Annotated in this window: 21 protein-coding genes; 15 read left to right on the top strand and 6 right to left on the bottom strand. The window is 71.3% G+C overall.

What is annotated here, in order from left to right; all coding sequences use genetic code 11:
* Nucleotides 1–61: 61 nt before the first annotated feature.
* Nucleotides 62–556, bottom strand: coding sequence for a hypothetical protein (locus ACWEF6_RS36885; protein ID WP_449687200.1), 495 nt, complete (start codon nt 554–556; stop codon nt 62–64).
* Between the two features lie 291 nt (nt 557–847).
* Between ACWEF6_RS36885 and ACWEF6_RS36880 the strand changes: the two genes are divergently transcribed.
* Genes ACWEF6_RS36880 through ACWEF6_RS36865 form a run of 4 tightly spaced genes read left to right on the top strand, consistent with a single transcriptional unit; the run spans nt 848 to nt 4,389 of the window.
* Nucleotides 848–1,495: an ABC transporter permease gene (locus ACWEF6_RS36880; protein WP_003068987.1), complete on the top strand. Its 648-nt coding sequence runs from the start codon at nt 848–850 to the stop codon at nt 1,493–1,495.
* Entirely contained in the window at nt 1,488–2,654 is a 1,167-nt protein-coding gene (locus ACWEF6_RS36875; RefSeq protein WP_449687191.1) for an ABC transporter ATP-binding protein, read from the top strand. Before ACWEF6_RS36880 ends, ACWEF6_RS36875 begins: the two co-directional genes overlap by 8 nt.
* A complete protein-coding gene (locus ACWEF6_RS36870; protein ID WP_449687190.1) occupies nt 2,651–3,433 on the top strand; it encodes an ABC transporter permease in 783 nt (260 codons plus the stop codon). The genes ACWEF6_RS36875 and ACWEF6_RS36870 overlap by 4 nt, the downstream gene beginning before the upstream one ends.
* Nucleotides 3,430–4,389: a glycine betaine ABC transporter substrate-binding protein gene (locus ACWEF6_RS36865; protein ID WP_310968261.1), complete on the top strand. Its 960-nt coding sequence runs from the start codon at nt 3,430–3,432 to the stop codon at nt 4,387–4,389. The genes ACWEF6_RS36870 and ACWEF6_RS36865 overlap by 4 nt, the downstream gene beginning before the upstream one ends.
* A 71-nt stretch (nt 4,390–4,460) precedes the next feature.
* Here the strand turns inward: ACWEF6_RS36865 and ACWEF6_RS36860 are convergent, their stop codons facing one another.
* Entirely contained in the window at nt 4,461–4,922 is a 462-nt protein-coding gene (locus tag ACWEF6_RS36860; RefSeq protein WP_449687189.1) for a DUF6474 family protein, read from the bottom strand.
* Nucleotides 4,923–5,012: 90 nt separating this feature from the next.
* Here ACWEF6_RS36860 and ACWEF6_RS36855 point away from each other — a divergent pair, with 90 nt between their 5' ends.
* From ACWEF6_RS36855 to ACWEF6_RS36845, 3 genes are all read left to right on the top strand, one after another.
* The gene (locus ACWEF6_RS36855) at nt 5,013–6,653 is read left to right on the top strand and encodes a TM0106 family RecB-like putative nuclease (protein WP_449687188.1); all 1,641 of its coding nucleotides are present in this window, start codon (nt 5,013–5,015) and stop codon (nt 6,651–6,653) included.
* 82 nt (nt 6,654–6,735) lie between these two features.
* On the top strand, nt 6,736–7,365 hold the full coding sequence (locus ACWEF6_RS36850) for a helix-turn-helix transcriptional regulator (protein WP_449687187.1): 630 nt from the start codon (nt 6,736–6,738) through the stop codon (nt 7,363–7,365).
* Between the two features lie 6 nt (nt 7,366–7,371).
* A complete protein-coding gene (locus ACWEF6_RS36845) occupies nt 7,372–8,025 on the top strand; it encodes a class I SAM-dependent methyltransferase (RefSeq protein ID WP_449687186.1) in 654 nt (217 codons plus the stop codon).
* 42 nt (nt 8,026–8,067) lie between these two features.
* Here ACWEF6_RS36845 and ACWEF6_RS36840 read toward each other — a convergent pair whose 3' ends face one another.
* Nucleotides 8,068–8,826: an SDR family NAD(P)-dependent oxidoreductase gene (locus ACWEF6_RS36840; RefSeq protein WP_449687199.1), complete on the bottom strand. Its 759-nt coding sequence runs from the start codon at nt 8,824–8,826 to the stop codon at nt 8,068–8,070.
* 142 nt (nt 8,827–8,968) lie between these two features.
* Between ACWEF6_RS36840 and ACWEF6_RS36835 the strand changes: the two genes are divergently transcribed.
* From ACWEF6_RS36835 to ACWEF6_RS36820, 4 genes are all read left to right on the top strand, one after another.
* Entirely contained in the window at nt 8,969–10,273 is a 1,305-nt protein-coding gene (locus ACWEF6_RS36835) for a UDP-glucose dehydrogenase family protein (protein WP_449687185.1), read from the top strand.
* A gap of 124 nt (nt 10,274–10,397) precedes the next feature.
* Complete coding sequence (locus ACWEF6_RS36830; protein ID WP_449687184.1) at nt 10,398–10,790, top strand: VOC family protein; 393 nt, start codon at nt 10,398–10,400, stop codon at nt 10,788–10,790.
* Between the two features lie 27 nt (nt 10,791–10,817).
* Nucleotides 10,818–12,584, top strand: a complete 1,767-nt coding sequence (locus tag ACWEF6_RS36825) for a gamma-glutamyltransferase family protein (protein ID WP_449687183.1) — start codon at nt 10,818–10,820, stop codon at nt 12,582–12,584.
* 55 nt (nt 12,585–12,639) lie between these two features.
* Nucleotides 12,640–14,394: a hypothetical protein gene (locus ACWEF6_RS36820; protein ID WP_449687182.1), complete on the top strand. Its 1,755-nt coding sequence runs from the start codon at nt 12,640–12,642 to the stop codon at nt 14,392–14,394.
* Here the strand turns inward: ACWEF6_RS36820 and ACWEF6_RS36815 are convergent, their stop codons facing one another.
* From ACWEF6_RS36815 to ACWEF6_RS36805, 3 genes are read right to left on the bottom strand one after another with little or no spacing between them, the layout of a single operon-like run.
* Nucleotides 14,395–15,276 carry a VOC family protein gene (locus ACWEF6_RS36815; protein ID WP_449687181.1) on the bottom strand — a complete coding sequence of 294 codons (882 nt, stop codon included), beginning with the start codon at nt 15,274–15,276 and terminating at the stop codon, nt 14,395–14,397.
* A complete protein-coding gene (locus ACWEF6_RS36810) occupies nt 15,269–15,793 on the bottom strand; it encodes an RNA polymerase sigma factor (protein WP_449687180.1) in 525 nt (174 codons plus the stop codon). The genes ACWEF6_RS36815 and ACWEF6_RS36810 overlap by 8 nt, the downstream gene beginning before the upstream one ends.
* A gap of 52 nt (nt 15,794–15,845) precedes the next feature.
* Nucleotides 15,846–17,270, bottom strand: coding sequence for an MFS transporter (locus ACWEF6_RS36805; protein ID WP_449687179.1), 1,425 nt, complete (start codon nt 17,268–17,270; stop codon nt 15,846–15,848).
* A gap of 102 nt (nt 17,271–17,372) precedes the next feature.
* Here ACWEF6_RS36805 and ACWEF6_RS36800 point away from each other — a divergent pair, with 102 nt between their 5' ends.
* The 4 genes from ACWEF6_RS36800 to ACWEF6_RS36785 all read left to right on the top strand — a co-directional run.
* Nucleotides 17,373–18,206: a helix-turn-helix transcriptional regulator gene (locus ACWEF6_RS36800; protein ID WP_449687178.1), complete on the top strand. Its 834-nt coding sequence runs from the start codon at nt 17,373–17,375 to the stop codon at nt 18,204–18,206.
* Between the two features lie 66 nt (nt 18,207–18,272).
* A complete protein-coding gene (locus ACWEF6_RS36795) occupies nt 18,273–19,379 on the top strand; it encodes a sensor histidine kinase (RefSeq protein WP_449687177.1) in 1,107 nt (368 codons plus the stop codon).
* A complete protein-coding gene (locus tag ACWEF6_RS36790) occupies nt 19,376–20,044 on the top strand; it encodes a response regulator (RefSeq protein ID WP_449687176.1) in 669 nt (222 codons plus the stop codon). Before ACWEF6_RS36795 ends, ACWEF6_RS36790 begins: the two co-directional genes overlap by 4 nt.
* Before the next feature lie 197 nt (nt 20,045–20,241).
* Nucleotides 20,242–21,220: FkbM family methyltransferase (locus tag ACWEF6_RS36785; RefSeq protein ID WP_449687175.1), on the top strand; the 979-nt coding region annotated here is incomplete at its 3' end.

Raw genomic sequence — 21,220 nt, 5'->3', positions numbered from 1 at the left:
AACTCAAGAAAAGGGGACGGCTCGGTTCGGGGACCGGCCGTTTTCGGGGACGAGCTGGGGTTCAGGAGTGGGCGGGCGGGCCACGCCGCCCGCGGATCCGGCGCAGGTCGACGCCGACGAGGTGGTCCGGGCCGGTCACGCGGGCCGGGACGAGCGCGGGGGCCGCGGACGGCACCGGCAGCGGGGTGAGCAGGCGCGGCAGGATCGCGCGCAGCACGGCCAGCACCGTGAGGAGCATCGTGTCCGCGCGGGCGAGCAGCAGCGCGGTGAGCACGGTCGCGATCGCGTGCGCGGCGATCATGCCGAACCCGGTGGGTCCCGGCATGGCGTACATGTCGTGGTGGCCGGCGAGCGTGGTGAGCAGCAGGTGCATCACCAGCTGGGCGACGCCGAGCAGGGTGATCGTGGCGAGCGGCCCGCGCGCCTTGCGGGCGAGCGCGGCCGCGGTCCAGCCGAACAGGCCGGTGAGCAGGAGGGTCATCGCCGGATCCGGGAGCCCACCGTCGGCGATCCGGTGTGCGGTCACGGAAAGTGCCGCGGTGCTCACGGCGAGCAGTGTGCCGCGGGTAGCTCCGAGCACGGCGGGACGCCGTACCGGATCGCTCATGAAGAGCAGCCTAGGGGACCCGCTCCGCTGTGAGCGGGTGATCCCGGGAACTGAGCACACACCGAGTTCACGTCCCGCATCGCGCGCTGGTTCAGGCGATTTGTTGCCGATCTCCGGCCGGTAGGCCACGGTGGGCCGAAGACCGGGGTTTGGACCGGTCGTGCCGTGGGTACTGAGCCGTCGGTCAGGAACTAGCCCGTTCGGGTGAAGCCGGCGCGAAGGGCGGGAGAGCGGACACGGATGAACCTCTTCGACTACATCTCCGACCGGGCGAGCAAGCTGTGGCTGGAGGCCTACCTGCACACCAGCATGGTGGTGCAGTGCACGATCATCGCCGCGGTCCTCGGCGTGCTGATCGGGGTCGCGGTGTACCGCAGCCCGATCGGCTCGGCGGTGGCCACGGCGCTGGCGAGCACGATCCTGACGGTCCCGTCGTTCGCCCTCCTGGGCCTGCTGATCCCCCTCTCGGGGCTCGGTCCGACGACCGCCGTGATCGCGCTGGTGCTCTACGGCCTGCTGCCGATCGTCCGGAACACCATCGTCGGGCTCGACGGCGTCGACCCGGCGGTCACCGACGCCGCCCGCGGCATCGGGATGAGCCGCTTCGGCGTGCTCACCCGGGTCGAGCTGCGGCTGGCCTGGCCGGCGATCCTCACCGGCATGCGGGTGGCCACGCAGATGCTGATGGGCATCGCCGTGATCGCCGCCTACGCGAAGGGCCCCGGCTTCGGTGCCGAGGTCTTCTCCGGGCTCACGAACGCGGGGAGCACGAACTCCCTCAACCAAGCCGTCACCGGCACGGTCGGGGTGGTCATCCTCGCCCTGCTCCTCGACGGCGTCTACGTCCTGATCAAGCGCTTCACCGTCTCAAGGGGTGTCCGTGGCTGAGAACGAGGAAGTCTCCGGCGTCGAGATCGAGCTGGAGCACGTGACCAAGCGGTACCCCGGCACCCGCTCGGCGGCGGTCGACGACTTCTCGATGGTCGTGCCCGCGGGCAAGATCGTCGTCTTCGTCGGCCCGTCCGGCTGCGGCAAGACCACGACCATGCGGATGATCAACCGGCTGGTCCAGCCGACGTCGGGCAAGATCACCATCGGCGGCGAGGACGCGCTGAAGCTCGACGTCGACACGCTGCGCCGGCGCATCGGCTACGCCATCCAGCAGGCCGGGCTGTTCCCGCACTTCACCGTCGCGCAGAACATCGCGGTGGTGCCGGGCCTGCTCGGCTGGGACAAGAAGAAGGTCAACGACCGGGTCGAGGAGATGATGGACCTGGTCGGGCTGGACCCGGCCGACTTCCGCGACCGCTTCCCGCGCCAGCTCTCCGGCGGCCAGCAGCAGCGCGTCGGAGTCGCGCGGGCGCTGGCCGCGGACCCGCCGGTGCTGCTGATGGACGAGCCGTTCGGCGCGGTCGACCCGATCACCCGCGGCAACCTGCAGGACGAACTGCTGCGCCTGCAGAGCGAGCTGAAGAAGACGATCGTGTTCGTCACGCACGACTTCGACGAGGCCGTCAAGCTGGGCGACAAGATCGCGGTGCTCGGCAACCAGTCGACGATCCTGCAGTACGACACGCCCGAAGCGATCCTGGCGAACCCGGCGGACGACACGGTCGCGGGCTTCGTGGGCGCGGGTGCGTCGCTGAAGCAGCTGACGTTGCTGCGCGTCCGCGACGTCGAGCTCCAGCAGGACGCGCTGACGGCGACGGTGTCCGACGACCCGGTCGAGATCCGCAAGAAGCTCGAAGACCAGCGCAAGCACTTCGCGCTGGTGCTGGACGCGCGCCGCCGCCCGACGCGCTGGGTGCACACCCGCGAGCTGACCCCGGGGGCTTCGCTGGCCACCGCGGGCAAGCCGCTGCGCGACGTCGTCAGCCTGCAGTCGACGCTGCAGGACGCGCTCGAGGCGATGCTCGCCGAGGGCGGCTCGGTGCCGGTCACCGGCGCGCGCGGCGAGTACGCGGGCACCATCCAGCTGGACACCGTGATCGCGACGATCCAGCAACTGCGCGAGGAGCACACGAACGACGAAGAGGTGCCGGCATGACGACGGCCGCCGTCGACACCGGCTACAGCACCGATTCCGGCTCGAAACGCGCGGAGCGCGTCCGGCTGCTCGCCCAGCCGATCGTGGTGCTGGTGATCGTCGCGGTGACCCTGGTCGCGGTGTTCTCCAGCGGCCTGAACGCGACGGAGAGGGAGACGCTCAACGCGCCGACCCTGCTCACCGCGTTGTGGGACCACGTGCTGATGACGCTCGTCGTGACGGCGATCGTCGTGCTCGTGGCGGTACCGCTCGGGGTGGTCGTGACGCGGCCGTGGGCGCGCTTCCTGGCGCCGATCTTCCTGGCCGTCGCGAACATCGGCCAGGCCGCACCCGCGCTGGGCGTGCTGGTGCTGTGGTTCATCGTCACCGGCGCGACCGGCGGGATCTGGGTGGCGGCGCTGCCGCTGGCGTTCTATTCGCTGCTGCCGGTGCTGCGGAACACGATGGTCGGCATCCAGCAGGTCGACCCGGCCCTGATCGACGCGGGCCGCGGCATCGGGATGTCGGCGGGCGCGGTCCTCTGGCGCGTCGAGCTCCCGCTGGCCGTCCCGCTCATCCTGGCCGGCCTGCGCACGTCCCTGGTGCTGGCGGTCGGCACGGCGACGTTCGGCATGTTCGTCAACGCCGGCGGGTTCGGGCTGCTGATCGACACCGGCTACAAGCTCAACCTGACCTCGGTCCTGGTGACCGGCTCGGTGCTGGCCGTGGCCCTGGCGCTGCTGGTCGACTGGCTGGGCGCGGTCGCCGAACAGTACTTCGGACCGAAGGGGCTGCGATGAAACTCCGGCGACTGGCCGTCGTGGCGCTGCTGGGCCTGACGTTGTCCTCCTGCGGGCTGACGGTCAACCAGGCGGTGCCGTACGACATCAAACCGGGCTCGATCCAGCCGATCCCGGCCCTGCAGGGCGTGAAGGTGACGGTGGGGTCCAAGGACTTCACCGAGAACATCATCCTGGCGTACATGGCCGAGATGGCCCTGACGGCCGCGGGCGCGGACGTCGTGGACCTGTCGGACATCAAGGGGTCGAACTCGTCGCGGCAGGCGCTGCTGTCCGGGCAGACGGACGTGACGTGGGAGTACACGGGCACGGGCTGGATCAATTACCAGGGCAACGAGCTCCCGGTGCCCGGCGGCGAGAAGGCCCAGTACGAGGCCACCGCCAAGGCGGACGCGGAGAAGTTCGGCGTCACCTGGCTCAACTATTCGCCGCTGAACGACCAGTACGCGTTCGCGGTGACGGAGAAGTACGGCGCGGACAACAACCTGAAGACGACGTCGGACCTGGCGGCGTTCATCAAGCAGAAGCCGGACCAGGCGGTGTTCTGCCTGGAGACGGAATTCACCAGCCGCCAGGACGGCTTCCCGGCGGCGGTCAAGGCGTACGGCTTCCAGAACCCGACGGTGAAGAACTTCGGCATCGGCACGATCTACTCGGCGGTGGCGAGCGGCACCTGCCCGGTCGGCGAGGTCTTCACGACGGACGGCCGCATCTCGGGGCTGAACCTGCGGGTGCTGGAGGACGACAAGAAGGCGTTCCCGCAGTACAACGCGGTGGCGACGCTGCGCACGGAGTGGCTGAACCAGCACCCGGAGGTGCGCGGCCCGCTGGAGAAGGTCAGCGCGGCGATCGACAACGAGCAGATGGTCGAGCTCTGCAAGCAGGTGGATGTCGACGGCCAGGACGCGGGCAAGGTGGCCCACGACTGGATGGTCAAGAAGGGCTTCATCCAGTAGCCCGCGGGGGCGCCCCCGTTTTCGACTCTACCGGCCGGCACCGACAGTTTCCGCGGTGCCGGCCGGTGCGGTCAGAGCCCCAGCCGGTTCAGCAACTGCCCCTCGAGCCGCTCCAGCTCGCCGGCCACCGCCCGGTGGACCGACTTCCGCCGCGCCGCCGGCATGCGCTCCGCCGCCCGCACCGAAGCCGACAGCTGCTCCAACGTCCCCATCGCGTCGCGCGCGAAATCCCGGTCCGCCTTCGACGCCTTCTCCGACTTCTGCAGGTCCTGGCAGCCCTCGGCCACCCCCGCGATCCGGGCGTGCAGAGCCGCGCCCCGGCCGGTGTACTCGCCCAGCCGGTCGACCGAGACCCCCAGCTTGCGCGCCTGGTAGCGGTCGTACGCCTCCCGGGCCGCGCCCGCCGCGCGCACCGCCAGCGGTGCCACCACCGGAATCACCGCCGGGCCGAGCACCTTCGCCACCGCGACCGCGTTCTTCGCCCTCTTAGGGGTGAACCTGGCTTCACCCTCGACCTTGGCCTTGCGCGCCATGGCACCTCCTGCGACGTGTCGAGGTCGAACTTACTGGTCGCCTGGGTGGCGGGCATGTCGGCTCGGCGGTGGGAATCTAGAGTGATCTCCATGAACACCGAGGTGGTACTCGACGCGGGCGCGGTCAGCCGCTGCCGTCGGCGCGTGCACCTCGAACACGACCCCGCGATGCGCGAGGTACCGCTTTCCCCGCCCGACCCCACCGCGCAGCAGCGGATCGACGACGCCACCGCTCACCGCGAGGACATCGTCGCCCGGCTGATGGCCGCCAACGACGACCACTGGGTGAAGATCGGACGTGACCTGCCCGCCCACGAGCGCGTCGAGCAGACGCTGCAGGCCTTCGCCGACGGTGCCCGCTACATCTGGGGTGCGCTGCTGCCGGTCGACACCGCCGGGCACCGGCGGGGCGGCATCGACCTGCTCGTGCGCAGCGGCCGCGGGTACGTCCCGGTGCTCGTCGTGCGGCACCGCATCACCGACCGCGGGGCCGGCGCGATCGTCACCGCGCTGACCGATCTCGACCCGGGGCACCGGAAGGCCGACGAAGGCCGCAAGGTCCGGTCGCAGCCGCGCGACCAGCTCCGGCTCGTGCACATCCGCCGCATGCTGCAGACGCTCGGGCAGGCCGACGAGAGCCTCACGCTCGGCGGGGTCATCGGGCTCGACGCCGACGTCGTCGTCTGGCACGACCTGACCGCGGGCACCTGGCCCGGCGGCCGCAACGCGCTCACCGAGTACCAAGCCCGGTTCGCTGACCGGCTCGCCATCGCCTCCGCCGCCGCGAACGGCGAGGAGCCGCTCGCCGAGCCTTCGCGCGTCCTGGAGTGCCGTCGCTGCCCGTGGTGGCCGACGTGCGAGGTCGTGCTCACCGAAACCCGGGACGTCAGCCTGGTCGTCCGCGGCGAGGACGCCGTCGAGCTGCGCCGGGCCGGGGTGTCCACTGTGGACAAGCTGGCCGCGCTCGACCCGGCGGGCGAGCCGCCGGAGGTGAACTGGACCGGCGTCACCTTCCCGGACGCCGTCGTGCTCGCCCGGGCCTGGCTGGCCGACCTCACGCTGGTGCGCCGCGTCGACCGGGTCGTGGTGCCGCGTGCCGACGTCGAGGTCGACGTCGACATGGAGAGCTTCGGCGACGCCGGTGCGTACCTCTGGGGCTGCCTGCTCACGGGGGCCGACATCGGTGTCACGCCGGGGTACCGCGCCTTCGCGACGTGGGACCCGCTGCCCACCGACGACGAGGCCCGGTCCTTCGCCGAGTTCTGGGCCTGGCTCACCGACGTCCGCGAGCGCACCGAAGCGGCGGGCCTGACCTTCCGCGCCTACTGCTACAACGCGCTCGCCGAGAACCGCTGGCTCTTCGGCTCGGTCGAGCGCTTCGGCCACCACCCCGGCGTCCCGTCGAAGAAGGACATCCAGTCCTTTGTGGATTCCGAGCAGTGGGTGGACCTCTTCCGCAGCGTCACCGACCAGTTCCTGTGCTCCCACGGCAAGGGCCTGAAGGTGATCGCCCCGGTGGCCGGCTTCTCCTGGCGCGACCCGGAGGCGGGCGGCGAGGCGTCGATGCGCTGGTACCGCGACGCGGTGGGCATGGACGGCGAGAAACCGGACGACGACCAGCGCGAACGGCTCCTGCGCTACAACGAGGACGACGTCCTCGCGACGCGCGCGCTGCGCGAGTGGATCGACGCCCGAGCGCAGGCCGAAGTGCCGTACATGTTCGATCTCTGAGTAGTTCGCCGACTAAGACACTTGCCAACTGGCGCGTCTTCCGCAATACTCGTCTGCGAGTACTCGTAGCCGAGGAGTTGCAATGAAACGGCGGAAGGTCGCCAACGTCCTGGGGCTGGCCGTCCTCTCCGTCGTGCAGGAACGCCCCATGCACCCGTACGAAATGGCGGCCGTGCTCAAGCAGCGCGGCAAGGACGCCGACATGCCGATCAAGTGGGGCTCGCTCTACACCGTCGTCGCCAACCTCGAGAAACACGGCTTCGTCGAGGCGGTCGAGAGCGTGAAGGACGGCGGACGCCCCGAGCGGACCGTCTACCGGATCACCCCGGCCGGGCGCGCGGAGTTCGAGGACTGGGTCCGCGAGCTCGTCGGCACGCTCGACCGGGAACCGCCGCGGTTCAAGGCCGGGCTGTCGATGATCGGCGTCCTCGGCCCGGACCAGGCGATCAGCCGATTACGGGAGCGGCTGGAGCAGCTCGGCGAACGCGCGGAGGCGCACCGCGCGGCGCTCGAACAACTGCGGCCGCTCCTGCCGCGGCTGTTCCTGGTGGAGGTCGAGTACGACCTCGCGATGACGGAAGCCGAGGCGCGCTGGGTGCGCGGCTTCCTCGAAGAACTGACCACCGGCGCCCTGCCCGGCCTCGATGCCTGGCGGCGCTACCACGAAACCGGCGAACTCCCGGACGACCTGGGGGAGTTCGTGGAGAGGTAGGAACCGATGGAAACGACCCGCAAGCACAAGGTGCCCGAGATGGAGGGCTTCCAGGCCCGCTGGTACGCCAAGAACCGCGGCACCGAAGCCCAGCTCGTGCAGTACCGGCGGCAGGCGGCCGAGGTCACCGCGGGCTGGCCCGAAGGCGCCGAAGTCCTGGAGGTGGCGCCCGGCCCCGGCTTCTTCGCCGTGGAGCTGGCCAAGCGCGGCTTCCGCGTCACCGGGCTCGACATCAGCCACACCATGGTCGAGATCGCCCGGGAGAACGGCGCCGGCCTCGACGTCGACTTCCGGCAGGGCGACATCACGCACGCGCCGTTCGAACCCGGGACGTTCGACTACCTGGTCTGCCAGGCCGCGTTCAAGAACTTCCGCCAGCCGGTGGCGGCGCTGAACGAAATGCACCGCGTGCTGCGCCCGGGCGGCTACGCGGTGATCCACGACCTCAACCACGAGGCCACCGGCGCCGACATCGATCGCGAGGTGGCCGGGATGAACCTGGGCGCGATCAGCGGCTTCACCACCCGGCAGGCGCTGGCGTGGCTGCGGCGGCGGGCGTTCACGCGCGAGCAGTTCGAGGCGCTGGCCGGGGAAAGCGCCTTCGGCGGCTGCTCGGTCACCGCCGACGGCATCGGCCTGGAGATCCGGCTGACCCGCTGAAACCGACCGCCGGGGCACGGGAGCGTGCCCCGGCGGTCGGTTTCAGCGCGGGGCCATCCGCAGCGAGCCGTCCATCCGGACCACCTCGCCGTTCAGGTAGTCGTGGTCGATGAGAGACAGCGCGAGCTGCGCGTACTCGTCCGGCCGCGCGAGCCGCTTCGGGAACGGGACGCCGGCCGCGAGCGACGCGCGGAACTCGTCGCTGACCGTGGCGAGCATCGGGGTGTCGACGATGCCCGGCGCGATGGTCAGCACGCGGATGCCGTGCGAGGCCAGGTCGCGGGCCGCGGGGAGCGTCATGCCGACGACGCCGCCCTTGGACGACGAGTAGGCGACCTGCCCGATCTGGCCGTCGAACGCGGCGATGGACGCGGTGTTGATGATGACGCCGCGGGCGTCGTCCTCGAGGGGCTCGGTCTTCGCGATCGCCTCGGACGCGATGGTCAGCACGTTGAACGTGCCGATCAGGTTGATCTGGATGACCTTCGCGTACAGCGCGAGGTCGTGGCGGCCCTTCTTGGACAGGATCCGCGCGGACGGCCCGATGCCGGCGCAGTTCACCACGGTCCGCAGCGGCACCCCGGAGCCGGCCGCGGTCGCGACGGCGGCCTCGACCTGCTCGACGTCGGTGACGTCCGCTTCGACGTAGGTGATGCCCTCGACCTGCTCGGCCTTCTCGATGGACGACGCCAGGTCCAGCGCGAACACCCGCGCGCCCCGGGCCGCCAGGGCCTTCGCCGTCGCCCCGCCGAGGCCGGACGCGCCCCCGGTGACGAGCGCCGCGGTGCCGTTGATCTGCATCTGTGCCGTTCCCTTCGTGTTCACGTTCGCGGACCCAGGTTAACGCTCGTTCGCATCCGGGGTTCGTGTCTTCGCTCACCGCTTCCGGGCACGACCGGTTCCGTTAGCGTCGTGGTCACGTCCGGCTGTCACCTTCAGCAGCATGACGCCAGCTCGCATCGTGGTGGTAGGAACCGGATACGTCGGCTTGACCACGGGGGCCTGCCTGGCCAGTCTCGGGCATTTCGTCACCTGCGTGGACGTCGACCGCGCGAAGGTCTCCCGGCTGGCCGCCGGCCGCGTCGACATCCTCGAACCCGGGCTCGCCGACCTCGTGCACCGCGGGGTCGCGGCCGGGCGCCTCCAGTTCGTCGTCGGCGCGCGGGACGCGGTCCGCCACGCGCAGGCGGTGTTCCTCTGCGTGCCGACGCCGATGGGTGCCGGCGGCTCCGCCGACCTGCGTGCGGTCGAGGCGGTGACGGCCGAGATCGGCGACGTCCTGCCCGCCGGCTGCGCGCTGGTCACCAAGTCGACCGTGCCGGTCGGCACCTCGAAGCGGATCCAGGCGCTGGTCGGCCGCACCGACGTGCCGGTCGTCTCCAACCCCGAATTCCTCCGCGAAGGCACCGCGGTCGCGGACTTTCTCGGCCCGGACCGGATCGTCGTCGGCTCGGACGACCTCGCCGCCGCGCGCTGGGTCGGCGAGCTGTACGCCGAGCTCGTCGCGCCGGTCGTCGTCGCCGACGCCGCCAGCGCGGAACTGGTCAAGTACGCCGCGAACTGCTACCTCGCGCTGAAGCTGTCCTACGTCAACTCGATCGCCGAGCTGTGCGAACGGCTCGGCGCGGACATCGACCTCGTCACCGAGGGCATGGGCTACGACCGGCGGATCGGCCGGACGTTCCTCAAGCCCGGCCCCGGCTGGGGCGGTTCCTGCCTGCCCAAGGACACCAGCGCGCTGGTCAAGGTGGCCGAGTCGGTCAACTACGACTTCACGATGCTGACCTCGGCCATCGACGAAAACCTCGCCCAGCGCGACCGGATCGTCGCGAAGATCGCCGGCGCGGTCGGCGGGACGCTGGCCGGCGCCCGGATCGGCGTGCTGGGCCTGGCGTTCAAGGCAGGCACCAACGACCTGCGCGACTCGCCCGCGCTCGCCGTCTCGTCGGTGCTGTGCGCGCTGGGCGCCGAGCTGATCGCCTACGACCCGGCGGTCGACGGCGAGATCGCCGGGATGACCGTCGTCGACGACGCCTACCAGGTCGCGAAGGACGCGGACGCCGTCGTCGTGCTCACCGAATGGGCCGAGTTCAAGCACCTCGACTGGGCGGCGATGGCCGACCTCATGGAGGGCATCGACGTCGTCGACACGCGGAACCTGCTCGACCCGCGGGTGATCGTGGACGCCGGGCTGTCCTGGCAGGGCGTCGGGCGGCCGCGGGCGGCGGCGCGAATCAAGGTTTCCTGACTCCGCCCGGCCCGCTAGGGTGATCGGCACGGCATCGCGTGTCGGTCACCGGCTGGGTGAGACATGGAGGTGGCGGGAGTGCCCTGGAGGCATTTCAACCGTGTCGGTATCCGTTTCTGTTGAATTGAACCATCTGATCGTCCCGTCCCGGAACAACCGGGAATCCGCCGAATTCCTGGCAAACCTGCTCGGCCTCGAAGTCGGGGAAGAGTGGGGTCCGTTCATCCCCGTCGAGACGCGCAACGGCGTCCGGCTGGACTTCGCGAGCGTCCCCGAGGCGGACCTCCGCCTGCAGCACTACTGCTTCCTGGTCCCCGAAGACGACTTCGACGCCGTCTTCGCGCGGCTCGTCGAAACGGGCGTGACCTATTTCGCCGATCCGCAGATGAAGCAGGTCGGCGAAATCAACCACAACCACGGCGGCCGTGGCGTCTATTTCCTCGATCCCGGCGGCAACGGGATGGAAATCATCACGCAGCCGTACGAGCCCGAGCGGCGGCGTCCGGCGGCTTGGTAATTCGTTAGCGTTGCGTACTATCGGGGCATGTTCACGACGAGGCCGGAGCTGACCGGCACCTTCGGGATGGTGGCATCGACGCACTGGCTGGCTTCGGCCACCGGGATGGCGGTGCTGGAGGACGGCGGCAACGCGTTCGACGCGGCGGTCGCGGCCGGCTTCGTCCTGCAGGTCGCCGAGCCGCACCTGTGCGGCCCGGCCGGCCAGGTGCCCGGCCTCTTCGTGACGGCGAACGATCCGACCCCGCGGGCGCTGGCCGGCCAAGGCCCGTCGCCCGCGGGGGCCACGCCCGAGCACTTCGCCTCCCTGGGCCTGGACCTGATCCCGGGCAGCGGCCTGCTCCCGGCGACCGTCCCGGGCGCGTGGGACGGCTGGCTCCTGCTCCTGCGCGACTACGGCACGAAGCCGCTGCGCGAGGTGCTGAAGTACGCGATCGGCTACGCGCGGGGCGGCGTCCCGCTGGTGTCGCGGGTCGGCGACACGATCAGCGCGGTCTCCCGCCTGTTCACCGAGCACTGGCCGACGTCGGCGGCGCTGTGGCTGCCGGACGGCAAGCCTGCGTCCGGCCTGCACCGCAATCCCGCGCTGGCCGACACCTGGGAGCGGCTGCTGCGTGAGGCGGAGGCCGTCTCGGGCCGCGAAGCCCAGATCGACGCCGGACGCCGGGCCTGGTCGCAGGGCTTCGTCGCGGAGGCGATCGAGGAGTTCAGCCGCCAGGCGTTCCGCGACGACTCCGGCCGCGACCACGCGGGCCTCCTGACCGGCGACGACCTGGCGTCGTGGTCGGCGACGTACGAGGACCCGGCGTTCGTGGACGTCGGCGACCGGCGCCTGGTCAAGATGGGCGGCTGGACGCAGGGGCCGGCCCTGCTGCAACAGGTGCTGCTCCTGCACGGCTTCCGCGACGAATTGTCCTATGTGGATGGAATCCCGACGGAACGCACGGTGCACTTGGCGACCGAGGCGGCGAAGCTGGCCTTCGCGGACCGCGAGGCCTGGTACGGCGACACCGACGTGCCCTTGGACGTGCTGCTTTCGGCGTCCTACACGGACGCCCGGCGCGCCCTGATCACCGACACCGCGTCCGCCGAACTGCGCCCGGGCGACGCCCGCGGCCCGGCCCGGCTTCCGGCGATCCTGGACTCCCTGCAGGGCATCGAAGCGGGCGGCGGCGCCACGGGCGAGCCGACGGTCGGCCCCCAGGGCCAGACCCGCGGCGACACGGTCCACCTCGACGTCGTCGACGCGGCGGGCAACCTGGTTTCCCTGACCCCGTCGGGCGGCTGGCTGCAGTCGAGCCCGACCATCCCGGCGCTGGGCTTCTGCCTGGATTCCCGCGGCCAGATGTTCTGGCTGGAGCAGGGCCTGCCGAATTCCCTGGCCCCGCGCAAGCGCCCCCGCATCACACTGTCGCCGTCCTTGGCCCTGCGGGACGGCGTTCCCACGCTGGCCTTCGGCACCCCGGGCGGCGACCAGCAGGACCAGTGGCAGCTGTGCTTCTGGCTGGCCCACGTCTACGGCGGCCTGAACCTCCAGGAGTCGATCGACTCGCCGGCCTGGCACACGACGGCGTTCCCCAGCTCGTTCTACCCGCGCTCGTGGAACCCGCGCGAGCTGGTGGTGGAGTCGCGGCTGGGTGCGTCCACTTTGGACGCTCTCCGCAACCGAGGCCACCGGATCGTCGACGCGGGCGACTGGGCACTGGGCCGCCTCTCGGCGGTCTCGCGCACGGACGGCGTCCTGCGGGCGGCGGCCAACGCCCGCGGCATGCAGGGCTACGCGGCGGGCCGTTAGGGCCCGGAGCAGCGCAGGTAGGCTGCCCCCAAACCAACAGCTAAGGGGGCTGGACGTGGAAGGAGCCACGGCCGAGGAGACCGTTTCGCCGCCTGCCGAGGAGGCGCCGCGGGCGTCCGGCCGCCGGTTCGGGCCACGGAAGGCCGCGCTCTGGCTCGGCCGGCTGCTGATCAGCGAAGGCCTCATCGCCTTCTACGTCGGCCTGGCGATTTCGATGGTCTTCAACCACCGGATCGTCACGCACCCGAAGTCGTTGCTCACCGGTGGGCTCGGCGATCCGCTGCTCTGGGTGTGGGAGCTCGGCTGGCAACACCACTGGCTGACCCACGGCGGCGACTTCTGGACGTCGAACCAGTTCTACCCGGCAACCGACAACTACGCGTTCGGCGAAACCCTGCTCGGCTACGTCCCCTTCAGCGTCTTCGCGGGCAACGGCCAGTACGACAACGTCTTCCTCTACAACGTCCTGTTCGTCTTCTGCTTCGCGCTCGCCTTCGCCGGCGCGTACCTGCTGGCCAAGCAGCTCGGCAGCAACTGGCAGGGCGCGCTGCTCGCCGGGGTGGTGTGGGCGTGGGCGCCGTGGCGGCTCAGCCACATCGCGCACCTCAACGTCCTCTCCACCGGCGGGATCGCGCTGGCCCTGTGGGCGCTGGCCAAGGGCCACGGCTTCACCTTCCGCGGCGAGCGCGGCGAGACCAAGCCGCGCTGGGTCGTCGCCGGGTGGCTGATCGCCGCGTGGCAGGTCAGCATCGGGTGGGCGATCGGGTTGCCCTTCGTCTACCTGATGGCCCTGGTCGGGATCGCGATCGCGCTCTACGCCTGGCGCCAGGGCCGCCGGATGATCATCGCGAACGTCGTCGGCGTGGTCGCCTTCCTCGGCATCGTCTGGTGGCTGGTCGTCCCGTTCCTGCGCGTGCGCGCGGAGTACGGCTTCACGCGCACCTGGCACGAGGTCGAAGTCTTCTCACCGCCCGTCAACGGCCTGTGGACCGCGCCGTACGAGACGTGGGTGTGGCTCGAGACGTTCTTCAACGACCAAAGCACGCTCCCGCCGGAGGGCGCCGGCGAGATGCTGCTGTTCCCGGGGCTGGTCGTCGCCGTGCTCGGGGTCGCCGGCCTGTTCCTCAGCGCCTGGACGTGGAAGGTCCGGGTCTTCCTGGGCGTCTTCGTGGCCTTCAACGTCCTCCTCTCGCTCGGCACCACCGTCTTCGGCGGCGGCCTCTACTGGCTGTTCTGGAACTTCCTGCCCGGCTGGGACGCCATGCGCACGCCGGGCCGGATGATCATGTGGGTCACCCTCGGCCTGGCCGTTCTCGCGGCCGGCCTGGTCACCCGGCTCTACCGGCTGATCGACGAGAACACCCGGATGGCGCGGCAGGTCATCGCGTTCTACATGATGTTCCCGGCGTTCTTCGCGCTCGTCGAAGGCATCCCGCGCTGGCAGCAGGTCGAAAACCCCGGGATCCCGCCGGACGTGAAGCAGGTGTTCACGACCACGAAGGAACCGATCGCGCTGCTGCCGATGGACCTGTGGAGCAACTTCAAGTACCAGCTCTGGTCCACCGAGGGCTTCCCGACCACGGCCAACGGCACGGCCAGCAACTACGGGCCGCAGTTCCACGACATGCAGGACTCGTCGGCCACCTTCCCCGACAAGCACAGCATCGACGTCTTCAAGCGCTACGGCATCCGCAAGATCGTCGTCGTGAAGTCGATGGAAGGGGCCGTCGGCATCCTCCAGCGGCCGACCGCCGGCCTGCCGCTGACCAAGGTCGAGTCGAACGACGTCGTCGTGTTCACCCTGGAGTGATCACGGCTGCTGCCACAGCCAGAACTCGATGCCCTGGTTGTCGGTGCAGTCCGCGGTGGTGCCGTACGGGTGGTTCTCGACCTCTCCCGCCCGGCCGCCCTGCTCGCGAACCCGCGTCAGGGCCGACTCCAGGTCGTCGACGGCGTACATCAGCTTCCAGCCGACCTGACGGTCCCCGGCCCACAGCCCGCCTTCGAGGCCGGGCCCGGCGAACCCCCAGGCGTCGGACACCGAGCCGGGCGTGAACTGCCAGCCCAGCACCGCGCCGTAGAACGACTTCGCCGGCTCGGCCTCCGGGACCTGGAACGTGAAGTACATGGCTTCGCCGTGGCGAGCCGGCCGAGGGCCCGCGGCCGGGGTCGCCGCCTGCGAGACCAGCCAGCGCTGGCCGAACGGGTCGCGGAACGAGCCGCCGCGGCCGTACGGCGAGTCGCTCACCGCGCGGATCAGCGTCGCGCCCAGCTCCAGCGCGCGGGCCACCGAAGCGTCGACGTCCGGGACCTCCACCCGCACCGACGCACCGCCCTCGCGCGGGGCCACGTGCCCGATCTCCGGGTACTCCTCGGCGAGCATCAGCACCGCGTCGCCGATGGCCAGCTCCGCGTGCCCGACGCGGCCGTCGTCCATCAGGATCGGGTCGCCGCGCCGGACCGCGCCGAACACCTCGACGTAGAAGTCGAGCGCCGCGCGGGCGTCGGACACGGCCAGGTACGGGGTCAGCGAGCGCAGCTCGGCGTGGTGGGCCGGCGCTTCCGAAGTGGTGGTCATATCGGCTCCGTTCAAGAGGGCGCGACGCAGCTGGTCGCGCAGTTCGGCGGCGAAGTCCGGGTCGGGCGCGACCCGCTCGGAGGGACGGCGAAGCGCGTCGAAAGGCTCAGGCACCGCGACCCTCCTTCTCCTCGTAAGCGCGCCGGAACGCGGCCCGGGCCCGGACGAGCAACGCCTCGGTGGCGTGCACGCTGCGCCCCAGGTGGCCGGCGACCTCGGGGACGCCGAGGCCGTCGACGTACCGCAGGGTCAGCGCGGCCCGGTGGTGTGGCCCGAGGGCTTCGAGCACCTGTCTCGCGCGGAGGGCGTCGAGTTGCTCGTCCCACGGGTCCTCGACGTCCGGCTCGCTGTCGTGCACGAGCCGCAGGCCGCGTTCCTCGCGTTCTTTGCGCCGCCAGTGGTCGGCGAGCTTGTGCCGGGCGACGCCGATCAGCCACCCGGTGCTCACTGGAGGTGCGTACTCCTTGCGACAGGCGGCGACCGCCCCGAGGAACGTCTCGGACGTCAGCTCCTCGGCGAGCGTGCGGTCGCCGCACCGGGACAGCAGGTACCCGTAGACCTCCGGCAGGGCCGTCTCGTACAGCCCGAGCAGCGCGAAGGCCGGGTCCGGTCGTACCCGCGGTTCCGTCACACCTCCATAGTCGTCCGGCGCCCGGACTTTCCGACGGGTGAATCGGAGATTTCTACGCCCGCGGGTCCGGCAGCCGCCGCCCGGTGAGCGCGACGATCGCCGCCAGCACCGCCACCACGCCGATCACCAGCGCGAACGCGTCCCGGCTGCCCAGCGAGCCCGACAGTGCCGCGTACAGACTCCCCAGCGTCGCCACGCCCAGGGCCAGCGACGTTTGCTGGTTCGTCGTCATCACGCCACTGCCGACGCCGGCCAGGTCGGTCGGCACGTGGGACAGCACGATCCGGAACAACGTCGTCATCGCCAGGGCGTTCCCCACGCCGATCGCCACCATCGACGGCGCCAGGTCGAGGATCGTCACGTGCGGCCACGCCGACAGCGTCGTGCACAGCAGCGCCACCATGCCCAGCGCCGTGATCGCGCCGCCGACCGGGACGACCTTCTGGCCGTAGCGGGCCACCAGGCGGCTGCTCAGCATCGACACCGTGAAGTAGGCGACGGCCAGCGGGGTCAGCGCGCCACCCGCGCCCAGCGGGCCGAAGTGCAGGCCCTCCTGCAGCGTCATCGCGAACACGAACATGAACGAGCCGAAGGCGCCGAAGAACGGCACGGCCACCATCAGCCCGCGGCGCACGCTCGGCAGCCGCATCACCGAAGGCGGCAGCAGCGGCGTGCCGCCCAGACGCTCCAACCGCCGCTCGACGAGCACGAACGCCGCCGCCGCGAACGGGAACACCGCCAGCAGCGCGATCGTCCACACCGGCCAGCCCAGCGCGCGGCCCTCCATCAGCGGGACCAGCAGCGACAGCAGCGTCACGGCCAGCAGCGCGGTGCCGAGGCGGTCGACGCCCAGCGGGTTGTGCGCGCGGCTCTCCGGCAGCTTGCGGGCCATCACCAGCACGACCAGGCCGATCGGGACGTTCACCAGGAAGATCGGCCGCCAGCCGGTGCCCCACAGGTCGGCCGCCACCAGGCCACCGCCGAGGAGCTGGCCGACCACCGTCGAGATGCCGCCGGTCGCGCCGAACAGGCCGAGCGCGCGCGACCGCTTCTCGCCGGACGTCGTCGCCTGGATGATCGAGAGCACCTGCGGCAGCAGCAGGGCCGACGCCGCCCCCTGCGCGGCGCGGGCCACCACCAGCGTGCCGGCCGTCGGGGCGATGCCGCAGGCCAGGGACGTCAGCGTGAACAGCCAGAGGCCGGCGACGAACAGCCGCCGCCTGCCGAACGAGTCGCCGAGGCGGCCGCCGACCACCAGCAGCACCGCGTACGCGATGCCGTAGGCCGCGACCACCAGTTCCAGGGTGGCGGTGGACGCGTGGAGGTCGGCATCGATCGTCGGCAGCGCGACGTTGACGATGAAGAAGTCGATGATCGGCAGTGCCGCCCCCAGCAGCACCGTGACCAGGCCGGCGGGGGTCAGTCCCGGCCGGGCGGGGGCGCCGGTGGTAGTCGGCGCAAGTTCGGTCGTGGTCATGAGTACTACGATCAACCCGTTGGGAAACTGGTACCAGTTGCTGTTTATCCGGGTACTGACCACTACCTGGTACCAGGTTCCGGAGCGTGCCATCCTGGCACCATGACCACCGCCGTCGAATCCGGCCTGCGCCGCCAAGAGCTCGCGCGGTTCCTCCGCAGCCGGCGTGAGCGGATCACGCCCGAGCAGGTCGGCCTGCCGATCGTGGGCCGCCGCCGGACGCCGGGGCTGCGCCGCGAAGAGGTCGCGCAGCTCGCGGGCGTCGGGGTCACCTGGTACACGTGGCTCGAGCAGGGCCGCGACATCAACGCGTCCGAGCAGGTCCTGCAGGCGATCGCCCGCACCCTGCGGCTCGACCCGCACGAGCACGTCCACCTCTTCCGCCTGGCCGGGGTCCCCGAGCCGGCGGGGGAGAAGGATTGCCAGGTCATCACGCCGGCGATGGAGCTCATGCTGAAGAAGCTGGAGCCGTACCCGGTCGCGATCCGCAACGCCCGCTGCGACCTGCTGGGCTACAACCGCGGCTACACCTGGCTGATGGGCGACGTCGACGACATCCCGTTCGCGGATCGGAACACCCTGGTCCAGTGCCTGCTCAACCCCGAGTGGCGCCGGCGGATGCTCGACTGGGAGACGAACATCCCGCGCGTGATCGCGTCCTTCCGTGCGGCGATGGCCGACCACGTCGCCGAGCCGGCGTGGAAGCAGCTGGTCAAGCGGCTCAAGGCCGAGTCGCCGCTGTTCGCCGAGCTGTGGCCGCACCACGACGTCAACTCGGAGCCGATCCGCACCAAGCGGTACCTGCACCCGGACGTCGGGCTGCTGCAGTTCAACTTCACCTACCTCTACTACGGCCGCCGCTCCGAGATCACCATGTCGACCTACACCCCGGCCGACGAGGAGACCGCGGCGAAGCTCCCGCTCGTCTTCGACTGACGACGTACGCCTGCCGTGCGCTCCGGGACGGACGCGCGGACCGGCCGTGACCGGTAGTTTCGCGGCATGAGAAGGCCTCCGTGGGCAGGACGCCTGGCGCGCACCGTCGTCGTCGGGGTCTTCGTGATCGGGGCGACCAGTGCGTCGTCGCGGTGGCAGCCCGGGGCGTCGCCGCTGACGCCGATCGGTCTCGCGTGGCTCGCCGCGACCGTCCTCACGCTGCTGCTCGTCCACCGCTTCCCGCTGACGCTCTTCCTGGTCACGGCCGCGTCCGCGTTCGGCTACTACGCCTCCGGCCTGCCCGGCGGGCCGGTCATCCTGGTACCGACCGTCGCGTTGTTCGTGCTGACCCGGCAGCGGGGACCGCTCACCGCGGGCATCACCGGCGCCTCGGCGCTCGCCGCCGCCTACGTCGTGCACATCGTCCTGACCAGGTCTTTCGCGGTGGAAGCCGGAGTCGCGTTCGTCTTCGTCTGGCTGATCGCCGTCATCGGGGTCGGGACGGCTGTCCGGTACCAGCTCGACGCGCTCGCCGCCCGCCGCGAGCAGGCCGACGAGCACCGGCACCGGCTCGCCGAGCAGGAGCGGCTGCGGATCGCCCGCGAGGTCCACGACGTCGTCGCGCACAGCCTCGCGATGATCAACGTCCAGGCGGGCGTCGCCGCGCACGTCGCCGACCGGCGGCCCGAGCAGGCGAAGGAGGCGCTGCTCAACATCAAGGCGGCCAGCGCGTCCGCGCTGAACGACCTGCGCGCGACCCTGGCCGTGCTGCGCTCCGGCGAGGACAAGGCACCCGCGCCGAGCCTCGCCCAGGCCGCCGAGCTGCTGGACCACGCCCGCGACGCCGGGCTCGCGGTCGACGTCCACGGCGCACCCGGCGACCTCCCGGCACCCGTCGACGCGGCCGCCTACCGGATCCTGCAGGAGTCGCTGACCAACGTCGTCCGGCACGCCGACCGGCCGAACCGCGTCGACGTCCGGTTCGAGCGGCGACCGGGGACCTTCACGCTGCGGGTCCGCGACGACGGCCGCGGCACCGCCCACCCGGCCCCGGGCCACGGCCTCCGGGGCATGTGCGAACGCGCCGCGGCCCTCGGCGGCCGGTGCACCGCCGGGCCGGTCGACGGCGGGTTCGAAGTGTGCGTCGAGCTACCGATCGAGGGGGAAGCATGATCCGCGTCCTGCTGGCCGACGACCAGGTCCTGGTCCGCGCCGGGTTCCGCGTGCTGCTGGAGACCGAGGACGGCTTCGAGGTCGTCGGCGAGGCGGGTGACGGCGAGCAGGCCGTGGCCGGCGCGGTCGAGCACCGGCCGGACATCGTCGTGATGGACGTCCGGATGCCCGGCGTCGACGGCCTCGAAGCAACCCGCCGGATCACCGCCCACCCGGACCTCGCCGGGACGAAAGTGCTGGTCCTGACCACTTTCGACGTCGACGAGTACGTCTACGAAGCCCTGCGCGCGGGCGCCAGCGGGTTCCTGCTGAAGGACACCGAGCCGGTCGAGCTGCTGCGGGCGTTGCGGGTCGTCGCGAGCGGCGAAGCGCTGCTGGCGCCGACCGTCACCCGCCGGCTGATCCAGGAGTTCGTCGGGCGCCCGGAGCACCGGCGCATCGACACCAGCGCCGTCCGCGAGATCACTGACCGCGAGCGCGAGGTGCTCGGCCTGGTCGCGGGCGGGATGTCGAACGACGAAATCGCTGCCCACCTGGTCATCTCGACGGCGACGGCGCGCACCCACGTCAGCCGCATCATGACGAAGATCGGCGCGCGCGACCGCGCCCAGCTGGTGGTGCTGGCCTACGAGTCCGGGCTCGTCACACCGCGTCGCCCCGCCTGACCCGGCGCACCACACGAACCGCGCGCACCAGGAACACCACGGCGAGAACGCCGACCAGGCAGATCCAGATCACGGCGCCTCCTCTCCCGGCCGATGCTCTGCTCAGTGGGCGTCCGAGAGGGGGACGGCGTTCACCGACACGGCGGAAGTCACACCTTCGGGCTAAGCGCGGCGGGCTCCCCGGCTATCCTCGGCGGGTGATTTCGTACGCGCAGAACGCGGAGGACGTCGTGCTCGCCCGCGTCTTCGCGGGGCAGGCCACCGGGCGTTACGTCGACCTCGGCGCCGGGGATCCCGTGGTCGCGTCGGTCACCAAGCACTTCTACGACCTCGGCTGGCGGGGCATCAACGTCGAGCCGATCCCGGCGAAGGCCCGCGAACTGCGCAGCGCCCGCCCGGAGGACCGCACGCTGCAGGTCGCGGTCGGGGCCGCACCCGGCGTGGCGAAGCTGCACGTCGTCGAGGACGAATGGGGCTGGTCGACCCTCGACGACGACCTCGCCGTCCACTACCGCGACGACCGCCGCTGGGAGGTGGGTGCGGTCGAGGTGGAGCTGACCACGCTCGCCGCGCTCCTCGACGCCCACCCCGGCCCGGTCGACTTCCTGAAGATCGACGTCGAAGGCGCCGAGCGCGCGGTGATCGAGGGCGCGGACTGGACCCGGCACCGGCCGCGCGTGCTCGTCGTCGAGGCGACCGAACCCGGCTCGCCGAAGCCCACCCACGAGCAGTGGGAGCCGATGCTCCTCGACGCGGGGTACCGCTGCGCGCTGTTCGACGGCCTCAACCGCTTCTACGGCCAGGCCGGCGACGCCGACGCCCTGGCCGCGCTGGCCGCTCCGGCCAACGTGTTCGACGACTACGAGCCGCACGAGCACGTCCGCCTGCGCGAAGAGTTCGCCGCGGCCCAGGCGGGCCGCCCCGCCGAGGTCGGCTACATCCGGCGGCTCGAGGAGACGGTGGCCGAGGCCCAGCGCGCCCGCACCGACCTCGGGCTGGAGCTGGCCGAGGCCCGCCGCGAGCTGGCTCAGGCCGCCCGCACCGCCGAGGAGAACCGCCGCCGCGCCGCGGCCCTCGAACACCGCGTGGCAATGCGCCCGATGGCCTCGGGATACGTCAGGTGTGGTCAGGACGGCGTCCGGCAGCGTGCGGTACGGCTGGGTCATGACCTTGACC

It is taken from the genome of Amycolatopsis sp. NPDC004772, from assembly GCF_053601215.1.
Note: the sequence above shows the minus strand (reverse complement) of the source record. Positions and strands in the feature narration are given on the sequence as shown.